Below are 23,662 nucleotides of genomic sequence, written 5' to 3' on the forward strand. Positions count from 1 at the left end.
AGGGCATTGTCATGAATAAAATCGATGTCGCGAACACCGCCAGAACGGGTGGATTTAAACGAGGAGCGGCGGCAATGTTGAAGACATTGGCTAAAGTCATCATCATAGCGTTATTGAACTATGGCCCGGCGGGCGCTGCCGGCTGGCTGTTGAAGACCGTCGGCCGCAAACCGGTGCGCTTCGTGCTGGCGCTGGTGCTGGAACCGTTGTTCCGTAAAGGCCTGAACAAGGCATTCGGGCGTTACGTGGCGGGAGAGAAAATGCCGCCCAAGTAGGGCGGCATGATATCGTTCATTCAATTCGCTGCGGTGACTTTTGTCCCCGGGGTTGCCAAATAGACCCAATTCGAACCGTTGCTTATGATTGCCTGTGCCGATGGATTTGCTGCGGTATTGGTGCAAAAAATAGCGGTGCCTTTGCAAACATTCGCAGCAGGAAGTTGAGCAAACGTCATGGAAGATAAGCTCGTGCCGAAACGACTGATGCGACTGGAGGGGCGCCACCCGGTAGTCGTTTTCACCCAGCTATAGATGGCACCTTCTTCGTCACCGGCCACAGCAGTATTGAACCATTCGGAACCAATGGGGCGCATTACGCCGCCGAGCTCTTTGGGGCCGTCGGCGATCCGTACTGCGGTATAGTTGGATTTTCCAGGCTGATATGAACAGCCGTAACTGGTGCTGATGGTCGTGTTGCCTTCAACGTCAACGTCAATGACCGAGCCAGCCCCCGATCGTGAGACATAGTAAAAATCTCCCGAGCAACGCCCGCCGAGGAAACGTAGATTGCTGGTATTGCTTTTCACGCTGCCATACTGGCAGTCGACCAAATCGATACGTGGGTTGGCTCCATCTTCTGTCAGAGCAACGTTGCCGGAAAAGTGGGTGTCCGAAATAGTACTTGGATAAGCAGGGTATCGCCAGGTCAAACTGGCTAGTCGGCAATTGCTGATCATGGCTTTTACACTGGATGAAAAGTCCATATCCTGAAGCCAGCACCCATTCATGAACACATTGAATTTTTTGCCTGATGCTGTGTGAGTAATGTTCCCTCCTCGATTAATATTTGTAGCATATAAAACACCGTATCCAGAGCTATAGACTAAGTGTTTTATCTCTGATGCCTGAACTTCATTGAGGTAAACTTCGCCAGAATTATTCATATATAATAGACAGCTGGCATTGGGATTGTTGCCGATCAATTTTTGAAGCGGGCCGGTTCGATGTTCCATATGTAGGTTTTTAAACCAAAGTCCTATTCCACCATTAACATAGATAGTCGGGCTTATCAAATTGGCTTCCCATTGACAATCTTCGAATCGTAACATGTTGCAGTGGTCATTTTGCATTGTTGATGTTAAATGAATGGGGGCAAGAAGCATCTTATTGAAGTCAGTGATGTCCAGGTAGTTATCATAATCTCCCGATGTTCTGCCGCAGCCTTGAACCTCGACGAATTTGAAGTAACTATCCTGAACCTTATCTAAATAAAGACCGGCTCCCCGACAGTAAAGAATGCTTACATTCTGGGTGTGCACATAGCTTGCGTATTTTATACTCAGTCCGCAAATCGTCTTGTTATTTCCCCTTAGCTGGAAGTTTCTGAAACTGACACCGCTATAGGTTATTTCTCCCTGAGCGGCGTCGATGGTTATAATCCCTGTTATATCAGTCTGTTCTGCCAAGTCTTGTCCGTTGTAGACGAGCACGGCACGACCGTTGTAACTGCTTTCACCGTAAAGGGAAATTCCACTGTTGGCTGGAAAGATGACCGGTGTTTTAATATTCCAATAGCCGCTTGGAATCTTTACGGAGCGTTCACCTCTGATCAGTGCAATGTTTTGAATCAGGGGGCCATTATCGTCAAGAGTAAGATCACATCCCCCGTCGTATAAAGAAAGCTGGGTTAAGTCATTACGATACCACGCTGCTGGGGATTGATTGACTTTAAGCGTCGAATAGCCACCGTCGTCAATAGCATTTACCGCGTTGGTGTGTCCTGTAAATACACCACCACCTTTACCCTTTCCTTGATAATACTCGGTTAAGATTATGCGTTGACCGTCATATTCTGGTTGGGTGTTTTTAAGTGTTGCCATCGAATTTATAATGGTCAGGTCGCGCTCGAAATTAATTGTGCTCATCGGATTCTCCGGTTAATATTCGTATTGACATAAACGTTTTGATGAAGGGGTTGTATCGTTAGTACGAGTGATTGTGATTATTCCTGTGGGGGTAATACTATCTCGTCTTTGTATAGGGGGCGATATTAGGTTGCTCGGCTATGTCTTACACAAAGCGTTGTCGGTTAAGTTGAGAAGGTGGCAATTTTCATCTGTGGCAAATCTCACTCTGCTTGTGGCTATAATAGTGAGCATAGGCCATGTGGTTAGCGAAGTGTTACCGTGTAACTGCATGTTTTAGTGAATAAAAGGATGTGACTCCAGGCAAAATGAAACGACTGCAAAATGAGTTAACCTCGCTGGTCAACCGCGGACTGGATCGCCATCTGCGCCTGGCGGTGACCGGCCTGAGCCGCAGCGGCAAAACCGCCTTTATCACCGCCTTCGTCAATCAACTGCTGCATGTGCACAGCGGCGCGCGCATGCCGCTGTTTTCACCGGTGCGCGAAGAACGCCTGCTGGGCGTCAAGCGCATCCCGCAGCGCGATCTCGGCATCCAGCGTTTCACCTATGACGAAGGGCTGGCGCAGCTGTACGGCACGCCGCCGGCCTGGCCGACGCCGACGCGCGGCGTCAGCGAAATCCGGCTGGCGCTGCGCTACCGCTCCAACGACTCGTTGCTGCGCCATTTCAAAGACACCTCGACGCTATACCTGGAGATCGTCGATTATCCGGGCGAATGGTTGCTGGATCTGCCGATGCTCGAACAGGATTACCTGGCCTGGTCGCGCCAGATGACCGGGCTGCTGCAGGGGGAACGCGCCGAATGGGCCAAGCCCTGGCTTGAGCTGTGCAAAACCTGCGATCCGCTGGCGCCGGCCGACGAAAATCGGCTGGCGGCGATCGCCCAGGCCTACACCGATTATCTGCTGCGTTGCAAGAGCGAAGGGCTGCACTTCATTCAGCCGGGCCGTTTCGTGCTGCCGGGCGACATGGCCGGCGCGCCGGCGCTGCAGTTTTTCCCGTGGCCTGACGTGGCCGCGATCGGCGAGTCGAAGCTGGCGCAGGCCGACAAACACACCAACATCGGTATGTTGCGCGCTCGCTTCAATTACTACTGCCAGTCGATCGTCAAGAACTTCTACAAAGAACATTTCGTCCGTTTCGATCGGCAAATCGTACTGGTCGACTGCCTGCAGCCGCTCAACAGCGGCCCACAGGCATTCAACGACATGCGTCTGGCGCTGACTCAACTGATGCAGAGCTTCCATTACGGCAAACGCACGCTGTTTCGCCGCTTGTTCTCGCCCACCATCGATAAACTGATGTTCGCCGCCACCAAGGCGGATCACATCACCGCCGATCAGCACGCCAATCTGGTGTCGTTGCTGCAACAGCTGGTGCAAGAGGCGTGGCAGAATGCGGCGTTCGAAGGCATCAGCATGGATTGCGTCGGCCTGGCCTCGGTGCAGGCGACCGAGAGCGGCATCGTCGATCATCAGGGACAGCGTATCCCGGCGCTGAAGGGCAACCGCCTCAGCGACGGCGCGCCGCTGACGGTGTTCCCCGGCGAAGTGCCCGCCCGCCTGCCGGGGCCGGCGTTCTGGCAGAGCCAGGGGTTCCACTTCGATGAATTTCGTCCGCGCGCCATGAGCGTGGACACCCCGTTGCCGCACATCCGCCTGGATGCGGTAATGGAGTTTTTATTGGGAGACAAATTGCGATGAGCGAGCCGATCAAACCGCGTATCGATTTTGACGAGCCGTTGCAGCCGCCGCAGGAACCGGCGTTGCGCGCCGGCGTCGCTTTCGACGCCGAGCAGGCGGAAAGCTTCTTTCCGGCGGCGCCGGAGCTGCAGCAGGAGGAGGAAGAAGGGCGCGCCGAGGGCATCATCAACGCTGCGCTGAAGCCGAAACGCAGCCTGTGGCGCAAAATGGTGACCGCCGGGCTGGCGCTGTTCGGCGTCAGCGTGGTGGCGCAGGGCGTGCAGTGGGTGCATACCGCCTGGGTGCAGCAGGACTGGATCGCTATGGGCGGCGGCGTGGCCGGCGGCCTGATCGTGTTCGCCGGCGTCGGTTCGGTGGTCACCGAGTGGCGGCGTTTGTATCGGCTGCGCCAGCGCGCGGAAGAGCGCGACGTGGCGCGCGAGCTGTTGCACAGCCACGGGCTGGGGCAAGGGCGCGAATTCTGCGAGAAGCTGGCGCGCCAGGCCGGGCTGGATCAGGGGCATCCGGCTCTGCAGCGCTGGCAGGCCTCGCTGCATGAAACGCAAAACGATCGTGAAGTGGTGGAGCTGTACGCCAAACTGGTGCAGCCGGTGCTCGACAACCAGGCACGGCGCGAAATCAGCCGCTCCGCCGCCGAGTCGACGCTGATGATCGCCGTCAGCCCGTTGGCGTTGGTGGATATGGCGTTTATCGCCTGGCGCAACATCCGTTTGATTAACCGTATCGCCGCGCTGTACGGCATCGAACTGGGTTACTTCAGCCGCATTCGTCTGTTCCGGTTGGTGCTGCTCAATATCGCTTTCGCCGGCGCTTCCGAGCTGGTGCGCGAAGTGGGCATGGACTGGATGTCGCAGGATCTGGCGGCGCGGCTGTCGGCGCGTGCGGCGCAGGGCATTGGCGCCGGGCTGTTGACAGCGCGGCTGGGCATCAAGGCGATGGAACTGTGCCGCCCGCTGCCGTGGCTGGAAGGGGAAAAACCGAAGCTCGGCGATTTCCGCAGCCAGCTGATCGGCCAGTTGAAAGATACGCTGAAAAAGGGCGACGGCAAGGCCAAATAACCCCGCGACGGCGCTCTCAGGAGCGCCGTTTTCTGAGCGGCGCCGACGCCGGACGTAATCGAGACTTGACGACAGTCGATCCCCCTGTGATTGCGTGATAAATCTCTGCAAAATTAATTATGGTTGTGATAACTCTCTGTTTGTAGGCTAAAATGACGCCGATGCTGTTATTCACTTGCGTTTAAAATCAGCAGCCACGGCAATAAATCAGAGTTCTGTCAACTTTTGCTGACAGATCGCTTCTACCGCCCGGTGCGAGGGAGTATCATCATCGCTAACGATCCCCGCACCTGCAGAGATAAGGCCAACACTGATGCGTTTGGAAGTATTTTGCGAAGACCGCCTCGGTCTCACTCGAGAATTACTCGATCTTTTGGTATCGCGCAGCATTGACTTACGTGGCATCGAGATCGATCCCATCGGCCGCATTTACCTCAATTTCTCCCAGCTGGATTTCGATACTTTCCGCGCGCTGATGGCGGAGATCCGCCGCATCGCCGGCGTGACCGACGTGCGCACCGTCAGCTTTATGCCTTCTGAACGCGAGCATCGCGCGCTGCGTGCGCTGCTGGAGTCGATGCCGGAGCCGGTGTTCTCTATCGATATGAAGGGCAAGGTCGAGCTGGCCAACCCGGCGGCGCAGGCGCTGTTCAGCCTGAGCGAAGACAAGATCCGCAACCAGACCGCCGGGGCGCTGATCGGCGGCTATAACTTCAGCCGTTGGCTGGAGAGCGAGCATACGGCGCCGCACTCAGAACGGGTGGTGATCCGCAGCCAGGACTTCCTGATGGACATCACGCCGATTTATCTGGAGGACCAACAGCAGCAGCCGGCCGCGGTTGGCGCGGTGGTGATGCTGAAGTCCACCGCGCGCATGGGCCGCCAACTGCAAAATCTGTCGGTGAACGATGATACCGAATTCGACCACATCGTCGCGGTGAGCGCCAAGATGCGTCACGTGCTGGAGCAGGCGCGCAAGCTGGCGATGCTTGATGCGCCGCTGCTGATCGTCGGCGATACCGGTACCGGCAAGGATATTCTGGCCCGCGCCTGCCACCTGCGCAGCCCGCGCGGCAAGCAGCCGTTCCTGGCGCTGAACTGCGCCGCGCTGCCGGATGACGTGGTGGAGAGCGAGCTGTTCGGCCATGCGCCGGGCGCTTATCCCAACGCGCTGGAAGGCAAGAAAGGCTTCTTCGAGCAGGCCAACGGCGGTTCGGTGCTGCTGGACGAGATCGGCGAAATGTCGCCGCGCATGCAGACCAAACTGCTGCGTTTCCTCAACGACGGCACGTTCCGCCGCGTCGGTGAGGAGCATGAGGTGCACGTCGACGTGCGCGTGATCTGCGCCACCCAGAAAAACCTCACCGAGCTGGTGCAGCGCGGCGAATTCCGCGAAGACCTCTATTATCGTCTCAACGTGCTGACCATCACCATCCCGCCGCTGCGTGAACGTCCGCAGGACATCATGCCGCTGACCGAACTTTTCGTGGCGCGCTTCGCCGATGAACAGGGCGTAGCGCGGCCCAAGCTGGCGAGCGATCTGGGCAGCTTCCTCAGCAAATACGGCTGGCCGGGCAACGTGCGCCAGCTGAAAAACGCCATCTACCGCGCGCTGACGCAAACCGAAGGCTACGAGCTGCGGCCGCAGGATATCGTGTTGCCGGAGTTCGAGGTGGAGATGTCGTTGGGTGACGAGGTGCTGGACGGCTCGCTGGACGACATCAGCAAGCGTTTCGAGCGCTCGGTGCTGACGCGCCTGTATCGCACCTATCCCAGCACCCGCAAGCTGGCGAAGCGCCTGGGCGTTTCCCATACCGCCATCGCCAACAAGCTGCGTGAGTATGGCCTGAGCAGCCGCAAAGGCGGCGCCGAGGGGGAAGAATAAGAAAGGCGCCTTGCGGCGCCTTTAGCGTGTTTCCAAAGCCGGCGAACGCCGGCTTTGTTATTTCAGCGCTGCCAGCGCCGCGTCGTAATCCGGCTCGGTGGTGATTTCGTTCACCAGCTCGCTGTACAGCACGTTGTCCTGGCCATCCAGCACCACGACCGCACGCGCGGTCAGGCCCGCCAATGGACCTTCGGCGATTTCAACGCCGTACGCCTGTTTGAACTCGGCGCCGCGCAGGGTGGACAGCGTGACCACGTTGCTCAGGCCTTCCGCGCCGCAGAAACGAGACTGCGCGAACGGCAGATCGGCGGAGATGCACAGTACCACGGTATTATCCAGGCCGCTGGCCAACTGGTTGAATTTACGCACAGACGTCGCGCAGACGCCGGTATCGATGCTTGGGAAGATGTTCAGGACTTTGCGTTTACCCGCGAAGCTGCTCAGCGCTACGTCTGACAGGTCTTTGGCAACCAGCGAGAAGGCCTTGGCCTGTTCGCCCTGCTGTGGCAGTTTGCCCGCTACGCTGACCGGATTGCCTTGAAAATGTACTGTCTGAGTCATTGCTAGATTCCTTTTACAGGTGTTTATACAAAGGGTATGAACCTGATGAAACGGCGCGCCGGCGACGGCTGTTAACATCAGGTTCACACCCTGACGCCAGTTTATGACAAGCGGGGCGGATTGGATATCAAAGTTTGCTAAATAGTTGTATATATTAGGCTGTTCTATAAAACATCACCGGCGCATCAGCCTGCCTGGATGCGCAGTTTTCGCTCAGGAGCCGTTATGAGAGACATGCGTTTTTACCCGGAAGCCTGGCCGCTGCACACCGCCTTCGTGATCGCGCGCGGCAGCCGCACCGAAGCCAGGGTGGTGGTGGTCGAAATCGAACAGCAGGGCGTGCGCGGCGTCGGCGAATGCACGCCGTATCCGCGCTATGGCGAGAGCGAGGAATCGGTGATGACGCAGCTGGCTGAGATGGCGCCGGCGATCGCGCAGGGCATCACCCGCGAGCAGCTACTGACGCAGATGCCGGCGGGCGCGGCCCGCAACGCGCTGGACTCGGCGCTGTGGGATCTGGAGTGTCGTCTGCACGGGCAGAGCCTGTGGCAGCGCAGCGGCGTGACGGCGCCGGCGCAGATCCGCATGGCGCAGACCGTCAGCATCGGTACGCCGGAAGCGATGGCCTTCGCCGCGCGTGAGCTGGAGCGGCAGGGCGCCACGCTGCTGAAGATCAAACTCGACGATCACTATATCAGCGAGCGGCTGGTGGCGATCCGCGCCGCGGTGCCGCAGGCGACGCTGATTGTCGATGCCAATGAATCCTGGCAGGCGGAAGGGCTGGCGGCACGCTGCCAGCTGTTGGCCGATCTCGGCGTGGCGATGCTGGAGCAGCCGCTGCCGGCCGGTGACGACGCCGCGCTGGAGCACTTTATTCATCCGCTGCCGATCTGCGCCGATGAGAGCTGCCACACCCGTGCCGATCTGCCCCAGCTGGCGCAACGCTATCAGATGGTCAACATCAAACTGGACAAAACCGGCGGCTTGACCGAGGCGTTGGCGCTGGCGCAGGCCGCGCGCGAACAAGGATTCGCCATCATGCTCGGCTGCATGTTATGTACGTCGCGGGCGATATCCGCCGCCTTGCCGCTGGCGCCGGCGGCGCGCTTCGTCGATCTGGACGGCCCGACCTGGCTGGCGCGAGACGCCGAACCGGGCCTGACGTTCGAATGCGGGGCGATCGTCGATATCGCCCCGTAGGGATTAATCCGGGTAGGTCAACAGCTCGATCATCGCGTCGATGTAACGCTCGCTGGCGGCATCGGCGGAGATCGGCGGGAATTCGGCGGTGATGCACGGCAGCGACAGATCCGCGCACCAGCTGCCGAACGAGCCGGGCGTTTCATAACCGACGCTGGTCACCAGCGGCAGCTCGAACTTGTGCGACAGCCAAACGCCGAGCCGCGAGCTGGCGGGATCTTCGATGCAGGCCAGCGGCTCATGGAACGACACCACCCAATGCGGCTTCAGGCGATGGATCAGATGACACAGCGCCTGGGTTTCCGGTTCGGAGCCGGGGCGCCCGCCGGTGGAGAGCCTGACGTCGCGCACCGGCGCTGCGCTGTTCCAGCGATAGACGGTGTCGCCGGAGCGCCAGTTGGCGGCCGGGAAGTTGCGGTTCAGATCGACGCCGTTGGCATTGGCGCGCAGCCCCAGCTGGCAGCCGTCGGGGTTGACCGCCAGCACCACGTGGTGGCGCAACTGTTTGGGGGCGATGCTGCGCAGCGCGCAGGACAGGGTTACGATGGCGGCGCTCTCATCGCCGTGGGTGCCGGCGATGATCAGCCCGGTTTCCGGGCCGCTGACCGCCGCCGGGAAATAGAGCAGCGGCGCGCCCAGCAGCGAGCTGCCGTAGTTCTCTCCTGCGACGGCCAACTGGCCACGTTCACTGCGCGGTCGATGTTCGGTCATGGTGTTGTCCCTGAGTTAAAGGCCGAGAGTCATTGTCATTTTATTCAGTGTATTACGCTTTGAGACATCTTTCCCATCGCAATTGTGCGGCGTTTGCGCGATCTGTGATGCGGTAGCGGCGAAAACGCCAATTAAACCGCACCTGGCCTGAGGCTGTTGTTATACTAACGGCAGAGCTAAGCCAATCACCCGCAAGAGGATTTAACATGCCAGTAGCCAGAATCATCGCCAGCTATAGCGAAAATGAAAATGACACCATCACGCTGCTGTGCGGCGTAGACGCTGAAAACCAGATCCGTCAGGGGGAATGGTTCGGCGTGGTGAAAAATGACGACGGGCGCGGGGACGAATCGAACTATCCGTTCACCCTGCATATCGATTACCAGAAAGATGCCTTCTATCTCGACTACGGCTACGACGACGCGGATGCGCGTCAGCTGCAAAAAACCGATATCTCGGCTCGTCCGCTGGCTGAGAAAGGCTTTTTCACCGTGTTCGATGAAGAAGAGGGCGAAGAGTTCAGCTACCGCATCAACAGCATCCACCTGTACGACTGACGGTCGCTGCCGCAATCCCACTCGTGCCGCCCTGCGCCGCACGGGTTTTTTATCGCCTGAATCGCACTTTTTGCAACTTCTCGCCCGTGAGCGCTAGGCCTGACGGATCTTGTGCTATATGATAAAAAATTCAGATGGTTAACGGGGGACAAATCATAATGACGGGAAAAAAAATGCAACGGGGTTTTCGTTTGGCGCTCTGCGCTGCGGCGATCGGCGCCTGTATGAGCAGCGCCATGGCGGCGCAGGTTCCCCCGGGCACCGCGCTGGCGGACAAACAGGAAATCGTGCGCCACATTAAAGACGAACCGGCCTCGCTCGATCCGATCAAAGCGGTTGGCTTGCCGGAGGCTCAGCTGGCGCGCGATCTGTTCGAAGGGCTGGTCAATCAGGACGCCAACGGCAAAGTGATCCCCGGCGTCGCCACCCGCTGGCAGACCAGCGACAACCAGACTTATATCTTCCATCTGCGTAAAGACGCGCGGTGGTCAAACGGTGACCCTGTCACGGCAAAAGACTTCGTCTACAGCTGGCAGCGGCTGGTAGAACCGAAAAATTTGTCGCCGTTCGCCTGGTTCGCGCAGCTGGCGGGGATCCAGAACGCCGAGCAGATCATCAGCGGCAAACTGCCTGCCGATCGCTTGGGCGTATCGGCGCCGGATGACTACACGCTGAAGGTACAATTGGACAAGCCGGTGCCGTACTTCGTCAGCCTGACGGCCAACTTCAGCCTGTTCCCGGTGAACAAGGCGGTGGTGGAAAAATACGGCAACGATTGGACCAAGGTCGGCAATCTGGTGGGCAACGGCGCGTTCAAACTGCAGGAACGGGTGGTGAACGAGAAGCTGGTGCTGACGCCTAACGACCATTACTGGGATCATGCGCGCACCGTGCTGACCAAAGTGACCTTCGTGCCGATCAACCAGGAATCCAACGCCACCAAGCGTTACCTGGCGGGTGACATCGACATCACCGAATCCTTCCCGAAAAACATGTATCAGAAGCTGCTGAAAGATATTCCGGGGCAGGTGTACACCCCGGATCAGCTCGGCACCTATTATTACGCGTTCAACACCCAGCGTGCGCCGACCAACGACGTGCGGGTGCGCCAGGCCTTGTCCTATGCCATCGATCGCAAGATTATCGCGGAAAAAGTGCTGGGCACCGGCGAAAAACCGGCCTATCACTTCACGCCGGATGTGACCGCCGGGTTCAAACCCGAGGCGAGCTTGCTGCAACAGCAGCCGCAGGCGGAGCTGGACGCGCAGGCCAAAGCGTTGCTGCAGGCGGCCGGTTACGGCCCGAACAACCCGCTGAAGCTGACACTGCTGTATAACACCTCGGAGAGCCACCAGAAGATCGCCATCGCCGTAGCCTCGATGTGGAAGAAAAAGCTCGGTATTGACGTCAAGCTGCAGAATCAGGAGTGGAAAACTTACATCGACAGCCGCAACACCGGCAATTTCGATGTGATCCGCGCCTCCTGGGTGGGTGACTATAACGAGGCGTCGACCTTCCTGTCGCTACTGACCTCCACCCACAGCGGCAATATCGCCAAGTTCAAGAATGCGGACTACGACAAGCTGCTGGCGCAGGCGGGGCGGGAAACCAACCCGGCGGCGGTGACCGCCGATTACAACAAAATGGAACAGATCATTGCCGATCAGGCGCCGATCGCGCCGATATACCAATACACCAACGGCCGCCTGATCAAACCCTGGGTAAAAGGCTACCCGATCACCAATCCGGAAGACGTGGCCTATAGCCAAACGATGTATATCATCAAACACTGAGTGGGTTTATTTACCGCCCCCGCGCAATGCGGGGGCGTTATTTTTTTTCGGCGGCGAAGCCACGAGGCTAATTAATTTTCCCACGCGATAAACCCCGTTTAATAATAAACAGGGTTGCCATCATCACATTAATATTGTCTATTTCAGAGCGCGGTTACGCTTACAGACAGTCCCGCATGGCGTCCACCACTACGCGGCCGCTCATATCGGTCTGAGTAATGCGGTAGCTGGTGGGATAAGAACGGCGGGTACTGAAACGATCGTGGACGGAGACCTTGCCAATCTGCAGGCCGGCGGCGTTTTTCACCACGAACTCACTGATCTCTTCCTGGCCCTGGTTTTGCAAATGAATATTGCTGATTTTTTCCAGCGTATCGCTGGCGTTTATTTTTAAATGGTCGCGTAACATAACTACCTCCTCGTAGTGAGAAAAGTATATGCCCCTAAAATTTGCGCTGAAACAGCTTTGTGTTGATTTATTATTATCATTTTGAATTAAAATTGATAGCAATATGTTAAGTCATAATAATAACGGCATTACCAGCGCTTTATCGGTGATATTGTCTGATTTATCGGCAAGGGTTTATTTCATTGCCGTTATTATTAGTCTGCATTAATGGGAAACAGCGCGTGCATGGCCGCCGGAGCCGGAAAGACGCAGGCGACGTTGTGCCCACAGCCGGGTACGATCGTTAACCGATGCGGCTTATCCGGCGCCAGATAGCGCCGGTCATAGTCGGCATAGGCCAGGGCGCGCTGCAGCCGATAGGGACCCTGTAGCTGGGCTGCGCAGGATTTGTCGAGTATCCGATAGTAGGCGCCCGGCGCGGTGCCGGTATCATCGGCGGCGGCCAGATAGGTGATATCGGCCGCCGCATAGCGCTGGCGGGCTGCGTCGGCGGTGCGTTGCAGGTGAGCGGGAAGTGCTTCCGGACCAAATTTCCACTGGTTAGCCTGTGGACACTGGCCGGCGTCCAGCGTTTGCCAGCGGAAGCGACAGGTTGTTTCACTGCCGCAGTTTCCCCAGCTTGTGGGCAGAGGGCGCAGGCGATCAAAATAGAGCCAGCTGCCGGGATCGGCCACCACATAGCGCAGACGCACTCCGCTTGGCGGATGAGCAAAGCCGACATAATGTTGCACGAACTGGGCGCCGGCGGAAAAACCGGCCACGGTGATCGACTGCAGCGATGGCCAACGCCGTTTCAGATCGGCCAGCAGGTTATCCATGGCGTTGAACGAGCCGGTTTTCCCACCCTTATCCAAACCGCCTGCGATCCACGAGCCGCAGCGCCAGAGAGCGTCACCGTCTTGCGGCTGGGGCAGACCGGCGGAATGGCAGTGGACGGCGAGTTTCACCGGCACCTGGAACAGCGGGGCGACCAGCAAACTGTTGTCTCCCGCTCCCTGCGCGGCATCGATCGCCGCTTGCAATGTCTTGGCTGCGTCGCGTGGATGCCCGTGCATCACCACCAGCGCGGTATGCGGCTGGAGGGATCGAGCGCGAGCGACAAAATAAGGCAGGGAACCCGCCGCCGTCGGCGCGTGGTAGGGCGTGGCGAGACGTTCTAACACCGGTTCTGCGCGAACCGATTGGCCGAACAGCAGCAGGGTGGCCATGGCGATGCCGCGCAGGCGGCGCAGCCTCGTCAGGTTCGGCGCAGCACCGTGCGCATTTGTCTCAGGACTTCCCGGCATCGTTGTTCCTCACGCGCGCGTTGATAGTAGCGATAAAAGGCGCGTTCCGAACTGAGGTTACCCGCGCGTGCCAGCTGCCTGAAGGTCAGGAATGCCAGGCTGAACATAATCATAATAAATAATAGGCCGGGGAACAGCAGCTGCCAGCCGTCGGTGATGCGCGCATTAGGCAGATAGCGGAGTGAATGGGGCGTAATCAATACCCCTAACTGCTGCAGTCCCCATTGAGTTAAAGCGGGGAACAGCACCAGCAGCGTAACGAACACCAAATACAGCAAAAAATAGCGGCAGGAAAGCAGGAAACGTTTGAAAGCGTTATTGGCGCTTGGCCGCAACACGAAGCCTGCGGGCGTGGTGCGCAAGATTTGCTGGCGGCCACCGGTGAAACGATAGCGTTCCAGCGCCGCTACGCTGTCCGGTAACGCCAACAGCAGCTGCAGCGCAGTGAGGCTGGCGCTGCTGTTGCCGATATAGTCGCGAAAGCGCAGCAGGCGTATGGGGGCGCTTTGGGGCTTCTCGACGGATTCGAGCAGGTTTAGCAGCTTATCGTGGTTTTCCCGCCGAATGCGGAAGGGCGTTTTGACCACGGCGATAAACAGCGTAATGACGGTCGGTAGGACGATTTTCAAGATATCTGCGGTGCTGATTTGTAACATGCGAGTTTCCTCTCGGGCTGTCTTGCGTTCCTGGCAGCAGAAGTATAGACCACGCTTATGGGACAACATGAAAACTGGCGTTACAGCTTGGCCTTTGATCTCCAAGGCGTTAACGCTAGACTCAGCAACATAAGCAAGACTGAGGGGATAAATGAATGGATGTGATTGAGGGGAGTGAGCTGCAGGTCGCCGATGCGGTTTACGCCTACCAGCTCGACGGCAAGGGCGGCGTCACGCCGATCGAGCGGGATGACAAGATCACCTGCGATGCGCCGTGCTGGCTGCATCTTGATTACGCGCACCCGGCCAGCGCCGAATGGCTGAGCACAACGCCGCTGCTGCCGGACTCGGTGCGTGAAGCGCTCTCCGGCGAAAGCTCGCGGCCGCGCGTCAGCCGCCAGGGCGAAGGCACCATGATCACCCTGCGCAGCATCAACTTTAATGCTAATTCCCGGCCGGATCAGCTGGTCACCATCCGCGTATATATCACCGATAAGCTGATTATCTCCACCCGGCACCGCAAGGTGTATTCCATCGATCAGGTGGTGAACGATCTGCAAAGCGGCGCCGGGCCGACCAACAGCGGCAGCTGGCTGGTGGAAATTTCCGATGCGTTGACCGATCACACCAGCGAATTTATCGAGGATCTGCACGACAAGATTATCGATCTGGAGGACGCGTTGCTGGAGCAGCAGGTGCCGGAGCGCGGCCAGCTGGCGCTGATCCGTAAACAGCTGATCGTGCTGCGCCGTTACATGGCGCCGCAGCGCGACGTCTTCGCGCGGCTGGCCAGCGACCGCCTGCCGTGGATGAGCGATGACGATCGTCGCCGCATGCAGGATATCGCCGATCGCCTGGGACGGGGATTGGACGATCTGGACGGCAGCATCGCGCGCACCGCCATCTTGTCCGACGAAATCACCACGGTGATGGCCGACGCGATGAACCGCCGCACTTACACCATGTCATTGTTGGCGATGGTATTTCTGCCCACCACTTTCCTGACCGGGTTGTTCGGGGTCAACCTTGGCGGTATTCCGGGCGGCGGTAATCCTTTCGGTTTCGCGGCATTTTGCCTGATGCTGGTCGGATTGGTGCTTGGCGTCGCCTGGTGGTTGAAGCGCAGCCGCTGGCTGTAGGCAAAAATGACGAAAACCCGGTTAACATTGAGCAATATCAACATTTAGCCGGGGTAAATGGGGCATGATCTCTCTCGCAGGTGAATGCAACGTCAAGCGATGGGCGTTGCGCTCCATAATTGTCTTACTTTCTTATTTTTGAATTACTGCATAGCACATTTGATTCGTACAATGCCGGTTTAATCACCGGCATTTTTTTATTCGATTTCCTTCTTCTTCAGGCCGCGCTTTCATCCCAGAAGCTGGCTTCAATCTTGTGCCCATCCAAATCACGGACAAAGCAGCCGTAGTAAGCCTCGCCGTAATGCGGCCGCGAACCGGGCGCGCCTTCATCGACGGCGCCGGCCAGCAGCGCCTGGCGATGGAATTCATCCACCTGTTGCTTACTGGTGGCAAAAAAACCGACGTGCGTGCCATTGCCGGGCGAGGCCGGCCGGCCGTCGATCGGCACCTGTAGCCAAAACTCCGGGTAGTCGCGGCCGTAACCAATGGCGCCGGGATGCTCCAGCACGCGTCGGCAACCCAAAGCGGCCAGTGCACGATCGTAAAAGGCGGCGGCGGCCTCGAAATCGTTGGAGCCCAGCGAGACGTGGGACAGGCAGGGGGTGATATTCATTGCGCGATCTCCATATGACTGTATAAATAAACAGTATAGGGTAAAAACGGCACTGCCCAGTAAATTTTGCGCAAACTGTGAACAGGATCGAGATCGTCGGGAAGGGGAAATGTCGCCGCTCGCAGGATGGCAAGCGGCGAGGGGGCTTATTTGATTTCCAGCACGTTCAAACGTTCTGGCGCAGGCGCCGCGTCGTCCGAGTCTTCCGGCTGCCAGCCGACCGGCTGCATCGGGATGTCTTCGCGATCGAAGGCCAAATCGCCGCCGTCCACCACGGCGCTGCCGTGGTGAATGCCTTTGAAATCGAACAGGTTGATATCGCTCAGGTGCGAAGGCACCACGTTCTGCATGGCGCTGAACATGGTTTCCAACCGGCCTGGGTAACGCTTGTCCCAGTCGCGCAGCATGTCGCCGATCACCTGGCGCTGCAGATTAGGCTGCGAGCCACACAGATTGCATGGAATGATCGGGAACGCTTTGGCGATCGAGAAACGCTCGATGTCTTTCTCGCGGCAATAGGCCAGCGGACGGATGACCACGTGTTTGCCGTCGTCGCTCATCAGCTTGGGCGGCATGCCTTTCATCTTGCCGCCGTAGAACATGTTGAGGAACAGCGTCTGCAGAATGTCGTCGCGGTGGTGGCCCAGTGCGATCTTGGTGGCGCCCAGTTCGGTGGCAGTGCGGTACAGAATGCCGCGGCGCAGGCGCGAACACAGTGAACACGTGGTTTTCCCTTCCGGGATCTTGTCTTTAACGATGCTGTAGGTGTTTTCTTCGACGATCTTGTACTCCACCCCCAGGCTTTCCAGATAGGCGGGCAGAATGTGCTCCGGGAAGCCGGGCTGTTTCTGATCGAGGTTCACCGCCACCAGCGAAAAGTTGACCGGCGCGCTTTGCTGCAGATTGCGCAGGATCTCCAGCATGGTGTAGCTGTCTTTGCCGCCGGACAGACAGACCATGATGCGGTCGCCTTCTTCAATCATATTGAAATCGGCGATCGCTTCGCCCACGTTGCGGCGCAGGCGCTTTTGCAATTTGTTCAGGTTGTACTGCTCTTTTTGGCTAACGGATTGCTTTTCTGACATTTAAATCGTGCTCATTCTCAATGGGGGGCACTAGGGGCATGGCGTTATAGACCGCGAGTTTACCATTCAACCGGCCGATTTTGATCATTATTCATCATCCAGCCGCCACGCACCCGACGCGAGGCCTGTATGGTACGGATTGCGCGCCGGAATGCCAGCAGGTTTTGTTGCTGCGATTTACGTCGGCGGTAAAAGAACAGGGCGCGAATTGCTCGCGCCCTGAGGGCGGTTACTCAGCGGCGGACTTTTCCGCCTTGCCGGCCAGCAGGCTGAGGAAATCGTATTTCTCCTTCAGCTCTTTCTCTGCGGCCTGATACAGCGCGCTGGCCACCTCCGGCTGCTGCGCGTTCAGGCGACGGAAACGCTGCTCGTTCAGCAGTGTTTCAGCCAGGCTGCTGTTCGGCGGGCGCGAATCCAGCGCCAATGCGGCCTTGCCCTCGGCGCTGCGGCGCGGATCGAAGCGGTACAGCGGCCAGAAACCGGTGGCGGTCAGCTGTTTCATCTGATCGTGGCTGAGCGCCAGATCGTAGCCGTGCTCTTCGCACGGGCTGTAGGCGATGATCAGCGACGGCCCCGGATAGGCCTCGGCCTCCTGAATCGCTTTCACCGTCTGGTTAAGCTGCGCCCCCAGCGAAATCTGCGCGACGTAGACATGGCCGTACATCATCATACTGACGCCCAGATCCTTGCGCGCCTTGCGCTTGCCGTGCTCGCCGAACTTGGTCACCGCGCCCAGCGGCGTGGCTTTCGACTGCTGGCCGCCGGTGTTGGAGTAGCACTGGGTGTCGAGCACCAGCACGTTGACGTTCTCCGTCAGGCTGAGCACGTGATCCAAACCGCCGAAGCCGATGTCGTAGGCCCAGCCGTCACCGCCGATCAGCCAGATCGATTTATCCACCAGGTAGTCGGCGTCCGCCGCCAGCTGGCGCGCATCTTCACCTTCAATACTCGCCAGCAGCGCGCGCAGTTCGGCGATTTGCTTGCGGCGCGGCTCCGGCGCCACGTCGGCCATCTGCAGGGCGTTGACCAATTGCTCCGGCAGCTGCGGCGCCAGTGCGTTCAGCAGACGCAGCACTCGCGCGCGATGTTGATCGACCGTCAGGCGGAAGCCCAGGCCGAATTCGGCGTTGTCTTCGAACAGCGAGTTGGCCCACGCCGGCCCGCGCCCTTCGGCGTTGGTGGTGTACGGCGTGGTCGGCAGGTTGCCGCCGTAGATCGACGAACAGCCGGTGGCGTTGGCGATCAGCAAACGGTCACCATAGAGCTGGGTCAACAGCTTGATGTACGGCGTTTCGCCGCAGCCGGAGCAGGCGCCGGAGTACTCGAACAGCGGCGTGATCAGCTGCGAGGTGCGAATGTCGATGCGCTCCAGCTGCGCCGGATCGATTTCCGGCAACTGCAGGAAGAAGTCATAGTTGTCTTTCTCCGCCGCCAGATTATCGAGGCGCGACGCCATGTTGATGGCCTTGATTTCCGGGTTCTGGCGATCTTTAGCCGGGCAGACCTCGACGCACAGGTTACAGCCGGTGCAATCTTCCGGCGCTACCTGCAGCACGTATTTCTGGCCGCGCATATCGCGCGCTTTCACATCCAGAGACTGCAGAGAGGCGGGGGCGTGTTCCATCTCCGCCGGCTGCACCACCTTGGCGCGAATGGCGGAGTGCGGGCAGGCGGCGACGCAATGGTTGCACTGGGTGCACAGGTCGGGCTGCCAGATCGGGATCGCTTCGGCGATGTTGCGCTTTTCCCACTGGGTGGTGCCCACCGGCCAGGTGCCGTCCGGTGGGAAGGCGGAAACCGGCAGAGCATCGCCCAGCCCGGCCAGCATCGCGGCGGTAACGGTTTTGACGAAGTCCGGCGCGGCGTCCGACACCACCGGCGGGCGCATCGGGCTGCTGGCGTCTACCGGCTGCAGCGGGATCTCGGTCAGCGCGGCGCGGGTGGCGCCCAGCGCCTGCCAGTTGCGCTCGACGATCTCCTGGCCCTTGCTGCTGTAGCTGCGCGCGATGGCGTCCTGCAGCTGTTGCAGCGCCACGTCGCTCGGCAGGATCTGCGTCAGGTGGAAGAACGCCATCTGCATTACGGTGTTGATGCGCGCGCCGAGCCGGCATTCGCGCGCCAGCTTGGCGGCGTTGATGATATAGAAACGCGCCTGGCGTTGGTGCAACAGCGCCTGAACCTCCTGCGGCAGGCGCGACCAGACCTCATCGGCGCCGTAAGGGGTATTGAGCAGGAAGGTGCCGCCGGGCTTCAGGCGTTCGACCATCTGGTACTTATCGATAAACTGCAGTTGGTGGCAGCCGACGAAGTCCGCGTGGCTGACCAGGTAGGCCGAATTGATCGGCTGCTCGCTGACGCGCAGATGCGACACCGTCAGGCCGCCGGCCTTTTTGGAGTCGTAGACGAAATAGCCCTGGGCATACAGCGGCGTGGCGTTGCCGATGATTTTGATGTTGTTCTTGGTGGCCGAGACCGAGCCGTCGCTGCCCAAACCGTAGAACAGCGCTTCCAGCGAGGCGCGCTGCGGCAGGATTTCGTCGCTCAGCGGCAGCGAAAGCCCGGTGACGTCATCGAAGATGCCGACGGTAAAGCGTGGTCGCGGCTGCGGCAGGGCCAGCTCGCGGAATACCGCCAGCGCGCAGTCCGGGCCGAACTCCTTCGACGACAGGCCGTAGCGGCCGCCGATCACCCGCGGCAGCGTGGCGCGCTCCCCCCGGCTGTAGGCTTCCGCCAGCGCGGTCATCACGTCCAGATACAGCGGCTCGGCCAGCGCGCCCGGCTCTTTGGTGCGATCGAGCACCGCGACGCTGCGCACGCTGTCCGGCAGCGCGCCGAGCAGATGCTGGGCGGAGAACGGCCGGAACAGCCGCACCTTGAGCACGCCGACTTTCTCGCCGCGGGTCAGCAGGGTATCGATCACTTCTTCGCAGGTGCCGGCGGCGGAACCCATCACCACCACCACGCGTTCGGCCTGCGGGTGGCCGTAATAGTCGAACGGCCGATAGCGGCGGCCGGTGAGGGCGGCGAAGGCTTCCATGGCGTCGATCACGTGTTGGCCGGTGGCGTCATACCACGGGTTGGTGGCTTCGCGCGACTGGAAATAGGTGTCCGGGTTGGCGGAAGTGCCGCGCACCACCGGATGATCCGGCGACAGCGCCCGGCTGCGGTGCGCGTCGATCGCCGCCTGCGGCAGCATCTGCCGCAGCGTATCGTCGCTGAGAGGCACAATCTTGTTGATCTCGTGCGAGGTGCGGAAACCGTCGAAGAAATGGATAAACGGCACGCGCGCGTTGAGGGTGGCGGTCTGCGAGATCAGCGCGAAGTCTTGCGCCTCCTGCACGTTGCCGGCGCACAGCATGGCGCAGCCGGTTTGGCGCACCGCCATCACGTCCGAATGGTCGCCAAAAATGGACAGCGCGTGCGTGGCCACGGTGCGCGCGGCGACGTGCAGCACGAACGGCGTCAGCTCGCCGGCCAGTTTGTACAGCGTGGGGATCATCAGCAGCAGACCCTGCGATGAAGTGAACGAGGTCGACAGCGCGCCGGTTTGCAAGGCGCCGTGCACGGTGGCGATCGCGCCGCCTTCCGACTGCATTTCCACCACCCGCGGAATATCGCCCCAGATGTTTTGCCGGCCATCGCCGGACCAGGCGTCCGCCTGCTCCGCCATGGTGGAGCTTGGCGTGATAGGGTAGATGGCAATCACTTCGTTGGTGCGATAGGCCACGGAAGCGACTGCATTATTACCATCTGTAGTTATCATCGGCGTTACCTTTTCATTGCTCACAAAGCCGCGAAAGCGCACTTTCGCAGTAATGGAAAAAAGTCTAACAGAGGGGGCGAACGTGGCTTTATCGCGTTTGTGTGGCGGGTGATAAATCGTCAAAGGCGTATTTCCTCGCCGATTAGGGGCCGGCGGCAATAAATTGTTTTCACCGTTTAAAGACAATTTATTTCCGGCGCGTCATAATTGCGCATCGGCAAATTGACAGAAGAAAACCATGAGCGCATTTATGTATTTGACGATGGCGATAGTCGCGGAAGTGATCGCCACCACCATGTTGAAAGCCTCTGAGGGCTTTACCCGCCTGTGGCCGTCGCTGCTGGTGGTACTGGGCTACGGCGTGGCGTTTTGGGGGCTGTCGATGGTGGTCAAGAGCATGCCGCTGGGCATCGTGTATGCGATTTGGTCGGGCATGGGGATTGTGCTGGTGTCGGTCGCCGCGGTGTTCGTTTATCAGCAAAAATTGGATTGGCCGGCGATCGTTGGCATGGGATTAATTATTGCCGGCGTGCTGGTGATTAATTTACTGTCGAAAGCCTCGGTGCACTGAGTGTTATTTTAATGTAAAAAAAAGCCGGCGTGACAGCAAGTCGCGCCGGTTGAAGAATTCAGTCATCATTCACTGAAAATAGTGGAATGCTAATTACTTAGCGCCGCCAGCATAGACACAAATATCGTTCTCTCCGGTAGCAAAAAATGCGCCGCCGCAATGAAAGCACGCGAAGATAATTAATACCGCTGTCGCGGGAAAAACTTCCTCGATGGCCGCGGTGACGTTATCACTTTTTTGCGTGCGGCCAGTACCTGACAGCGAGTGGCGCCGTCACGGAAATATTCTGCAAACAAAATAAATGTTCGGCCGGCGCAAAAAAACGACAAATAATGGCTGGAATATATTTTCATTATTTATATATCGAGCTAGATTAAACAAGTTTGCATCAAAGATAGCGAAACGTGTCCGCCAAGTGACGCGCGTTATCAGCAATGGCGATTTTACACAGCGCAGTTCCGGGTTCAGGAGTGGGATAATGACGACATCAAAATGGCTGCTTGCCAGCGCCGTGCTGCTTTTAGCCGCCTGCAGCAGCAATAACGAAGAGCCAGTACAGCAGGGCAACAGTGCCAGAATCAATACGTTGCAGACCAGCGCCGGTTGCGCGGCGGTCGGCGGCGTTACCACCATCGCGCACAACCTGAACGGTGAAGCGCTGCGCATGTGCCAGATGCCGAACGGCAAGCAGTGCGAAGAACGTACGCTGGCCCTGGGCAGCTGCGCCGGGTAAGCCCGCGGCGCCTGGCCTGCAGGATCAATACACCCAATCGCGCAGGGTATAAATAAGCGTGTGGCCGCTGCCGGTGAGCGTCAGCTGCTGTGCGTTTAGCGTCACTTCGGCGCCGTTTTCCAGCACGGTGCCAATCACCCGATCCCAGCGGTTGCGCTGCTCATCAGGGCACAGCTTGCGCGTGGTGGCCAGCGATTTCACCGTCAGCACGCCGTCGCGTAATTGCCCCTGGCCGAAAAAGCGGTTGCACATCGTGCCGGAGACATGCAGGTTCTCGCCGAACTCCAGATTGAGCAGGCCGCCGCCCGCCGGTGATTTTGCCGTTTCGCCATCCACGCTTTGCAACACGAAGTTGTGATGCAACAGATCGCCTGGCGTGACGGCCGCGTGTGGTTTCATGCTGCACCCCGCTAAGGCCAGCGCCGCAAGGGCGGCTACCGTTGTTTTTCTCATCGCGTTCTCTCAAATAAACAGGGCGCCGCAAGGGCGCCCCGAGGTTACGCTCAGGCGTTCAACTGGTTCGGGCAGGTTTCGCCACGATCCAACTGGCTGATGTTCTGCAGCGTGGTTTGTGAAATGCTGGTCAGCGCCTCTTCGGTCAGGAAAGCCTGATGGCCGGTAAACAGCACGTTGTGGCAGGCCGAGAGGCGGCGGAACACGTCGTCCTGAATCACATCGTTAGACTTGTCCTCAAAGAACAGATCGCGTTCGTTCTCGTAGACGTCCATCCCGAGGGCGCCGATTTTTTGTTGCTTCAGCGCATCGATGGCGGCGGTGGAATCGATCAGCGCGCCGCGGCTGGTGTTGATCACCATTACGCCGTTTTTCATCATCGCAAAGGCGTCGGCATTCAGCAGATGGTGGTTCTCCGGCGTCAGCGGGCAGTGCAGGGTGATCACGTCGGATTGCGCGTACAGCGTCTTCAGATCGACATACTCCGCGCCCAGTTCCAGCGCCTGTTCGCTCGGGAACGGATCGTAGGCCAGCAGTTTCATGCCGAAGCCTTTTAGAATGCGCATCGTCGCCACGCCGATTTTACCGGTGCCGATCACGCCGGCGGTGCGATTGTGCATGTTAAAACCGATCAGCCCTTCCAGCGAGAAGTTGGCGTCGCGGGTACGCTGATAAGCGCGGTGAATACGGCGGTTCAGGCACATCATCATGCCGACCGCGTGTTCTGCCACGGCCTCCGGCGAGTAGGCCGGCACGCGCACCACCTTGATGCCCAGTTCTTTGGCGGCGTCCAGATCGACGTTATTGAAACCGGCGCAGCGCAGGGCGAGAATTTCGACGCCCAGCGCCGCCAGTTCTTCGAGCACTTCACGGCTGCCGTCGTCGTTGACGAAGATACACACCGCCTTGCAACCGGCGGCCGTTTTGGCGGTTTTTTTACTGAGTAAAAAGTCGAAGAATTCCAGCTCATAGCCAAATTGCTGATTCACCAGTTCGAGGTATTTACGGTCATACTGTTTGGTACTGTATATCGCCAATTTCATCGTGGTTTCTCCACCGTGATTTTGTGATCAATTTAACAGATTTTAGTAAATTCGACAATTGGTTAGCCCGTTTCGACATGGCCGAAATCGCTGCTGCAAGGCTGCGATGGGGCTGGATACGATGGAGGGAAGACGACGGTGGCGACAGGCGGCAAAAAAATCCCCACGGGGGTGTGGGGAATGGCTTCTCTAGTACACAGTTAGCTAGCAGCTAAACTTTTATTAGAATGGTTGCAAGACTATTAATCATCAATGGTAACAACAATAACAAAAGTCTGAAAACTGTCCTGTTTA

Annotated in this window: 21 protein-coding genes; 10 read left to right on the plus strand and 11 right to left on the minus strand. The window is 58.6% G+C overall.

From position 1 onward, the window contains the following. The first annotated feature begins 11 nt into the window (after positions 1-11). Entirely contained in the window at positions 12-275 is a 264-nt protein-coding gene (pspD, locus tag ACJ8PN_RS16210; RefSeq protein ID WP_072008383.1) for a phage shock protein PspD, read from the plus strand. A 20-nt stretch (positions 276-295) separates the two neighbouring features. Here pspD and ACJ8PN_RS16215 read toward each other — a convergent pair whose 3' ends face one another. After that, the gene (locus ACJ8PN_RS16215) at positions 296-2,143 is read right to left on the minus strand and encodes a hypothetical protein (RefSeq protein WP_351108687.1); all 1,848 of its coding nucleotides are present in this window, start codon (positions 2,141-2,143) and stop codon (positions 296-298) included. 308 nt (positions 2,144-2,451) lie between these two features. On the opposite strand from ACJ8PN_RS16215, the gene ACJ8PN_RS16220 reads away from it, so the two are divergent. The 3 genes from ACJ8PN_RS16220 (at position 2,452) to tyrR (ending at position 6,792) form a co-directional block, all read left to right on the plus strand. After that, positions 2,452-3,849, plus strand: a complete 1,398-nt coding sequence (locus tag ACJ8PN_RS16220; protein WP_171454116.1) for a YcjX family protein — start codon at positions 2,452-2,454, stop codon at positions 3,847-3,849. Further along, complete coding sequence (locus ACJ8PN_RS16225) at positions 3,846-4,907, plus strand: YcjF family protein (RefSeq protein ID WP_015378009.1); 1,062 nt, start codon at positions 3,846-3,848, stop codon at positions 4,905-4,907. The genes ACJ8PN_RS16220 and ACJ8PN_RS16225 overlap by 4 nt, the downstream gene beginning before the upstream one ends. Before the next feature lie 313 nt (positions 4,908-5,220). Next, positions 5,221-6,792 carry a transcriptional regulator TyrR gene (gene tyrR, locus ACJ8PN_RS16230; RefSeq protein WP_171454114.1) on the plus strand — a complete coding sequence of 524 codons (1,572 nt, stop codon included), beginning with the start codon at positions 5,221-5,223 and terminating at the stop codon, positions 6,790-6,792. 57 nt (positions 6,793-6,849) lie between these two features. Here the strand turns inward: tyrR and tpx are convergent, their stop codons facing one another. Further along, positions 6,850-7,353 (minus strand): thiol peroxidase, encoded by a 504-nt coding sequence (tpx, locus tag ACJ8PN_RS16235; RefSeq protein ID WP_004930536.1) that lies wholly within the window; start codon positions 7,351-7,353, stop codon positions 6,850-6,852. Positions 7,354-7,578: 225 nt separating this feature from the next. On the opposite strand from tpx, the gene ycjG reads away from it, so the two are divergent. Continuing rightward, positions 7,579-8,553 (plus strand): L-Ala-D/L-Glu epimerase, encoded by a 975-nt coding sequence (gene ycjG, locus ACJ8PN_RS16240; RefSeq protein WP_351108682.1) that lies wholly within the window; start codon positions 7,579-7,581, stop codon positions 8,551-8,553. Between the two features lie 3 nt (positions 8,554-8,556). On the opposite strand, the gene mpaA is transcribed toward ycjG, so the two are convergent. Further along, positions 8,557-9,264, minus strand: a complete 708-nt coding sequence (gene mpaA, locus ACJ8PN_RS16245) for a murein tripeptide amidase MpaA (RefSeq protein WP_442535074.1) — start codon at positions 9,262-9,264, stop codon at positions 8,557-8,559. Between the two features lie 206 nt (positions 9,265-9,470). Here mpaA and ACJ8PN_RS16250 point away from each other — a divergent pair, with 206 nt between their 5' ends. Together ACJ8PN_RS16250 and ACJ8PN_RS16255 are read left to right on the plus strand one after the other, a co-directional pair. Next, positions 9,471-9,821: a hypothetical protein gene (locus ACJ8PN_RS16250; protein WP_015378006.1), complete on the plus strand. Its 351-nt coding sequence runs from the start codon at positions 9,471-9,473 to the stop codon at positions 9,819-9,821. Between the two features lie 158 nt (positions 9,822-9,979). After that, complete coding sequence (locus tag ACJ8PN_RS16255) at positions 9,980-11,614, plus strand: peptide ABC transporter substrate-binding protein (protein ID WP_033650282.1); 1,635 nt, start codon at positions 9,980-9,982, stop codon at positions 11,612-11,614. A 160-nt stretch (positions 11,615-11,774) separates the two neighbouring features. Here ACJ8PN_RS16255 and ACJ8PN_RS16260 read toward each other — a convergent pair whose 3' ends face one another. The 3 genes from ACJ8PN_RS16260 to ACJ8PN_RS16270 all read right to left on the minus strand — a co-directional run bounded on the left by ACJ8PN_RS16260 (position 11,775) and on the right by ACJ8PN_RS16270 (position 13,965). After that, positions 11,775-12,023 (minus strand): hypothetical protein, encoded by a 249-nt coding sequence (locus ACJ8PN_RS16260; RefSeq protein ID WP_004930507.1) that lies wholly within the window; start codon positions 12,021-12,023, stop codon positions 11,775-11,777. A gap of 194 nt (positions 12,024-12,217) precedes the next feature. Beyond that, the gene (locus ACJ8PN_RS16265; RefSeq protein ID WP_442535075.1) at positions 12,218-13,309 is read right to left on the minus strand and encodes a hypothetical protein; all 1,092 of its coding nucleotides are present in this window, start codon (positions 13,307-13,309) and stop codon (positions 12,218-12,220) included. Beyond that, entirely contained in the window at positions 13,261-13,965 is a 705-nt protein-coding gene (locus tag ACJ8PN_RS16270) for a hypothetical protein (RefSeq protein ID WP_154870311.1), read from the minus strand. The genes ACJ8PN_RS16265 and ACJ8PN_RS16270 overlap by 49 nt, the downstream gene beginning before the upstream one ends. A gap of 155 nt (positions 13,966-14,120) precedes the next feature. Between ACJ8PN_RS16270 and zntB the strand changes: the two genes are divergently transcribed. After that, the gene (gene zntB, locus ACJ8PN_RS16275) at positions 14,121-15,104 is read left to right on the plus strand and encodes a zinc transporter ZntB (RefSeq protein ID WP_004930499.1); all 984 of its coding nucleotides are present in this window, start codon (positions 14,121-14,123) and stop codon (positions 15,102-15,104) included. A gap of 217 nt (positions 15,105-15,321) precedes the next feature. Here the strand turns inward: zntB and ACJ8PN_RS16280 are convergent, their stop codons facing one another. From ACJ8PN_RS16280 to nifJ, 3 genes are all read right to left on the minus strand, one after another. Continuing rightward, on the minus strand, positions 15,322-15,720 hold the full coding sequence (locus ACJ8PN_RS16280; RefSeq protein WP_004930496.1) for a VOC family protein: 399 nt from the start codon (positions 15,718-15,720) through the stop codon (positions 15,322-15,324). A gap of 146 nt (positions 15,721-15,866) precedes the next feature. Further along, positions 15,867-16,805, minus strand: coding sequence for a tRNA 2-thiocytidine(32) synthetase TtcA (gene ttcA / locus ACJ8PN_RS16285; RefSeq protein ID WP_004930494.1), 939 nt, complete (start codon positions 16,803-16,805; stop codon positions 15,867-15,869). 229 nt (positions 16,806-17,034) lie between these two features. Then, entirely contained in the window at positions 17,035-20,568 is a 3,534-nt protein-coding gene (nifJ, locus tag ACJ8PN_RS16290; protein WP_033632934.1) for a pyruvate:ferredoxin (flavodoxin) oxidoreductase, read from the minus strand. Between the two features lie 238 nt (positions 20,569-20,806). Between nifJ and ssmE the strand changes: the two genes are divergently transcribed. Further along, positions 20,807-21,139 carry a multidrug efflux SMR transporter SsmE gene (gene ssmE / locus ACJ8PN_RS16295; RefSeq protein WP_004930487.1) on the plus strand — a complete coding sequence of 111 codons (333 nt, stop codon included), beginning with the start codon at positions 20,807-20,809 and terminating at the stop codon, positions 21,137-21,139. Between the two features lie 478 nt (positions 21,140-21,617). Further along, positions 21,618-21,872 carry a DUF333 domain-containing protein gene (locus tag ACJ8PN_RS16300; protein WP_004930482.1) on the plus strand — a complete coding sequence of 85 codons (255 nt, stop codon included), beginning with the start codon at positions 21,618-21,620 and terminating at the stop codon, positions 21,870-21,872. A 24-nt stretch (positions 21,873-21,896) separates the two neighbouring features. Here the strand turns inward: ACJ8PN_RS16300 and hslJ are convergent, their stop codons facing one another. Together hslJ and ACJ8PN_RS16310 are read right to left on the minus strand one after the other, a co-directional pair. Beyond that, positions 21,897-22,325 carry a heat shock protein HslJ gene (gene hslJ, locus ACJ8PN_RS16305; RefSeq protein WP_351108665.1) on the minus strand — a complete coding sequence of 143 codons (429 nt, stop codon included), beginning with the start codon at positions 22,323-22,325 and terminating at the stop codon, positions 21,897-21,899. A 50-nt stretch (positions 22,326-22,375) separates the two neighbouring features. Then, entirely contained in the window at positions 22,376-23,368 is a 993-nt protein-coding gene (locus tag ACJ8PN_RS16310) for a 2-hydroxyacid dehydrogenase (RefSeq protein WP_015377997.1), read from the minus strand. Between the last annotated feature and the right edge of the window lie 294 nt (positions 23,369-23,662).

It is taken from the genome of Serratia sp. CY76391 (genome assembly GCF_052166695.1).
In the GTDB taxonomy this organism is placed as follows: domain Bacteria; phylum Pseudomonadota; class Gammaproteobacteria; order Enterobacterales; family Enterobacteriaceae; genus Serratia; species Serratia nematodiphila.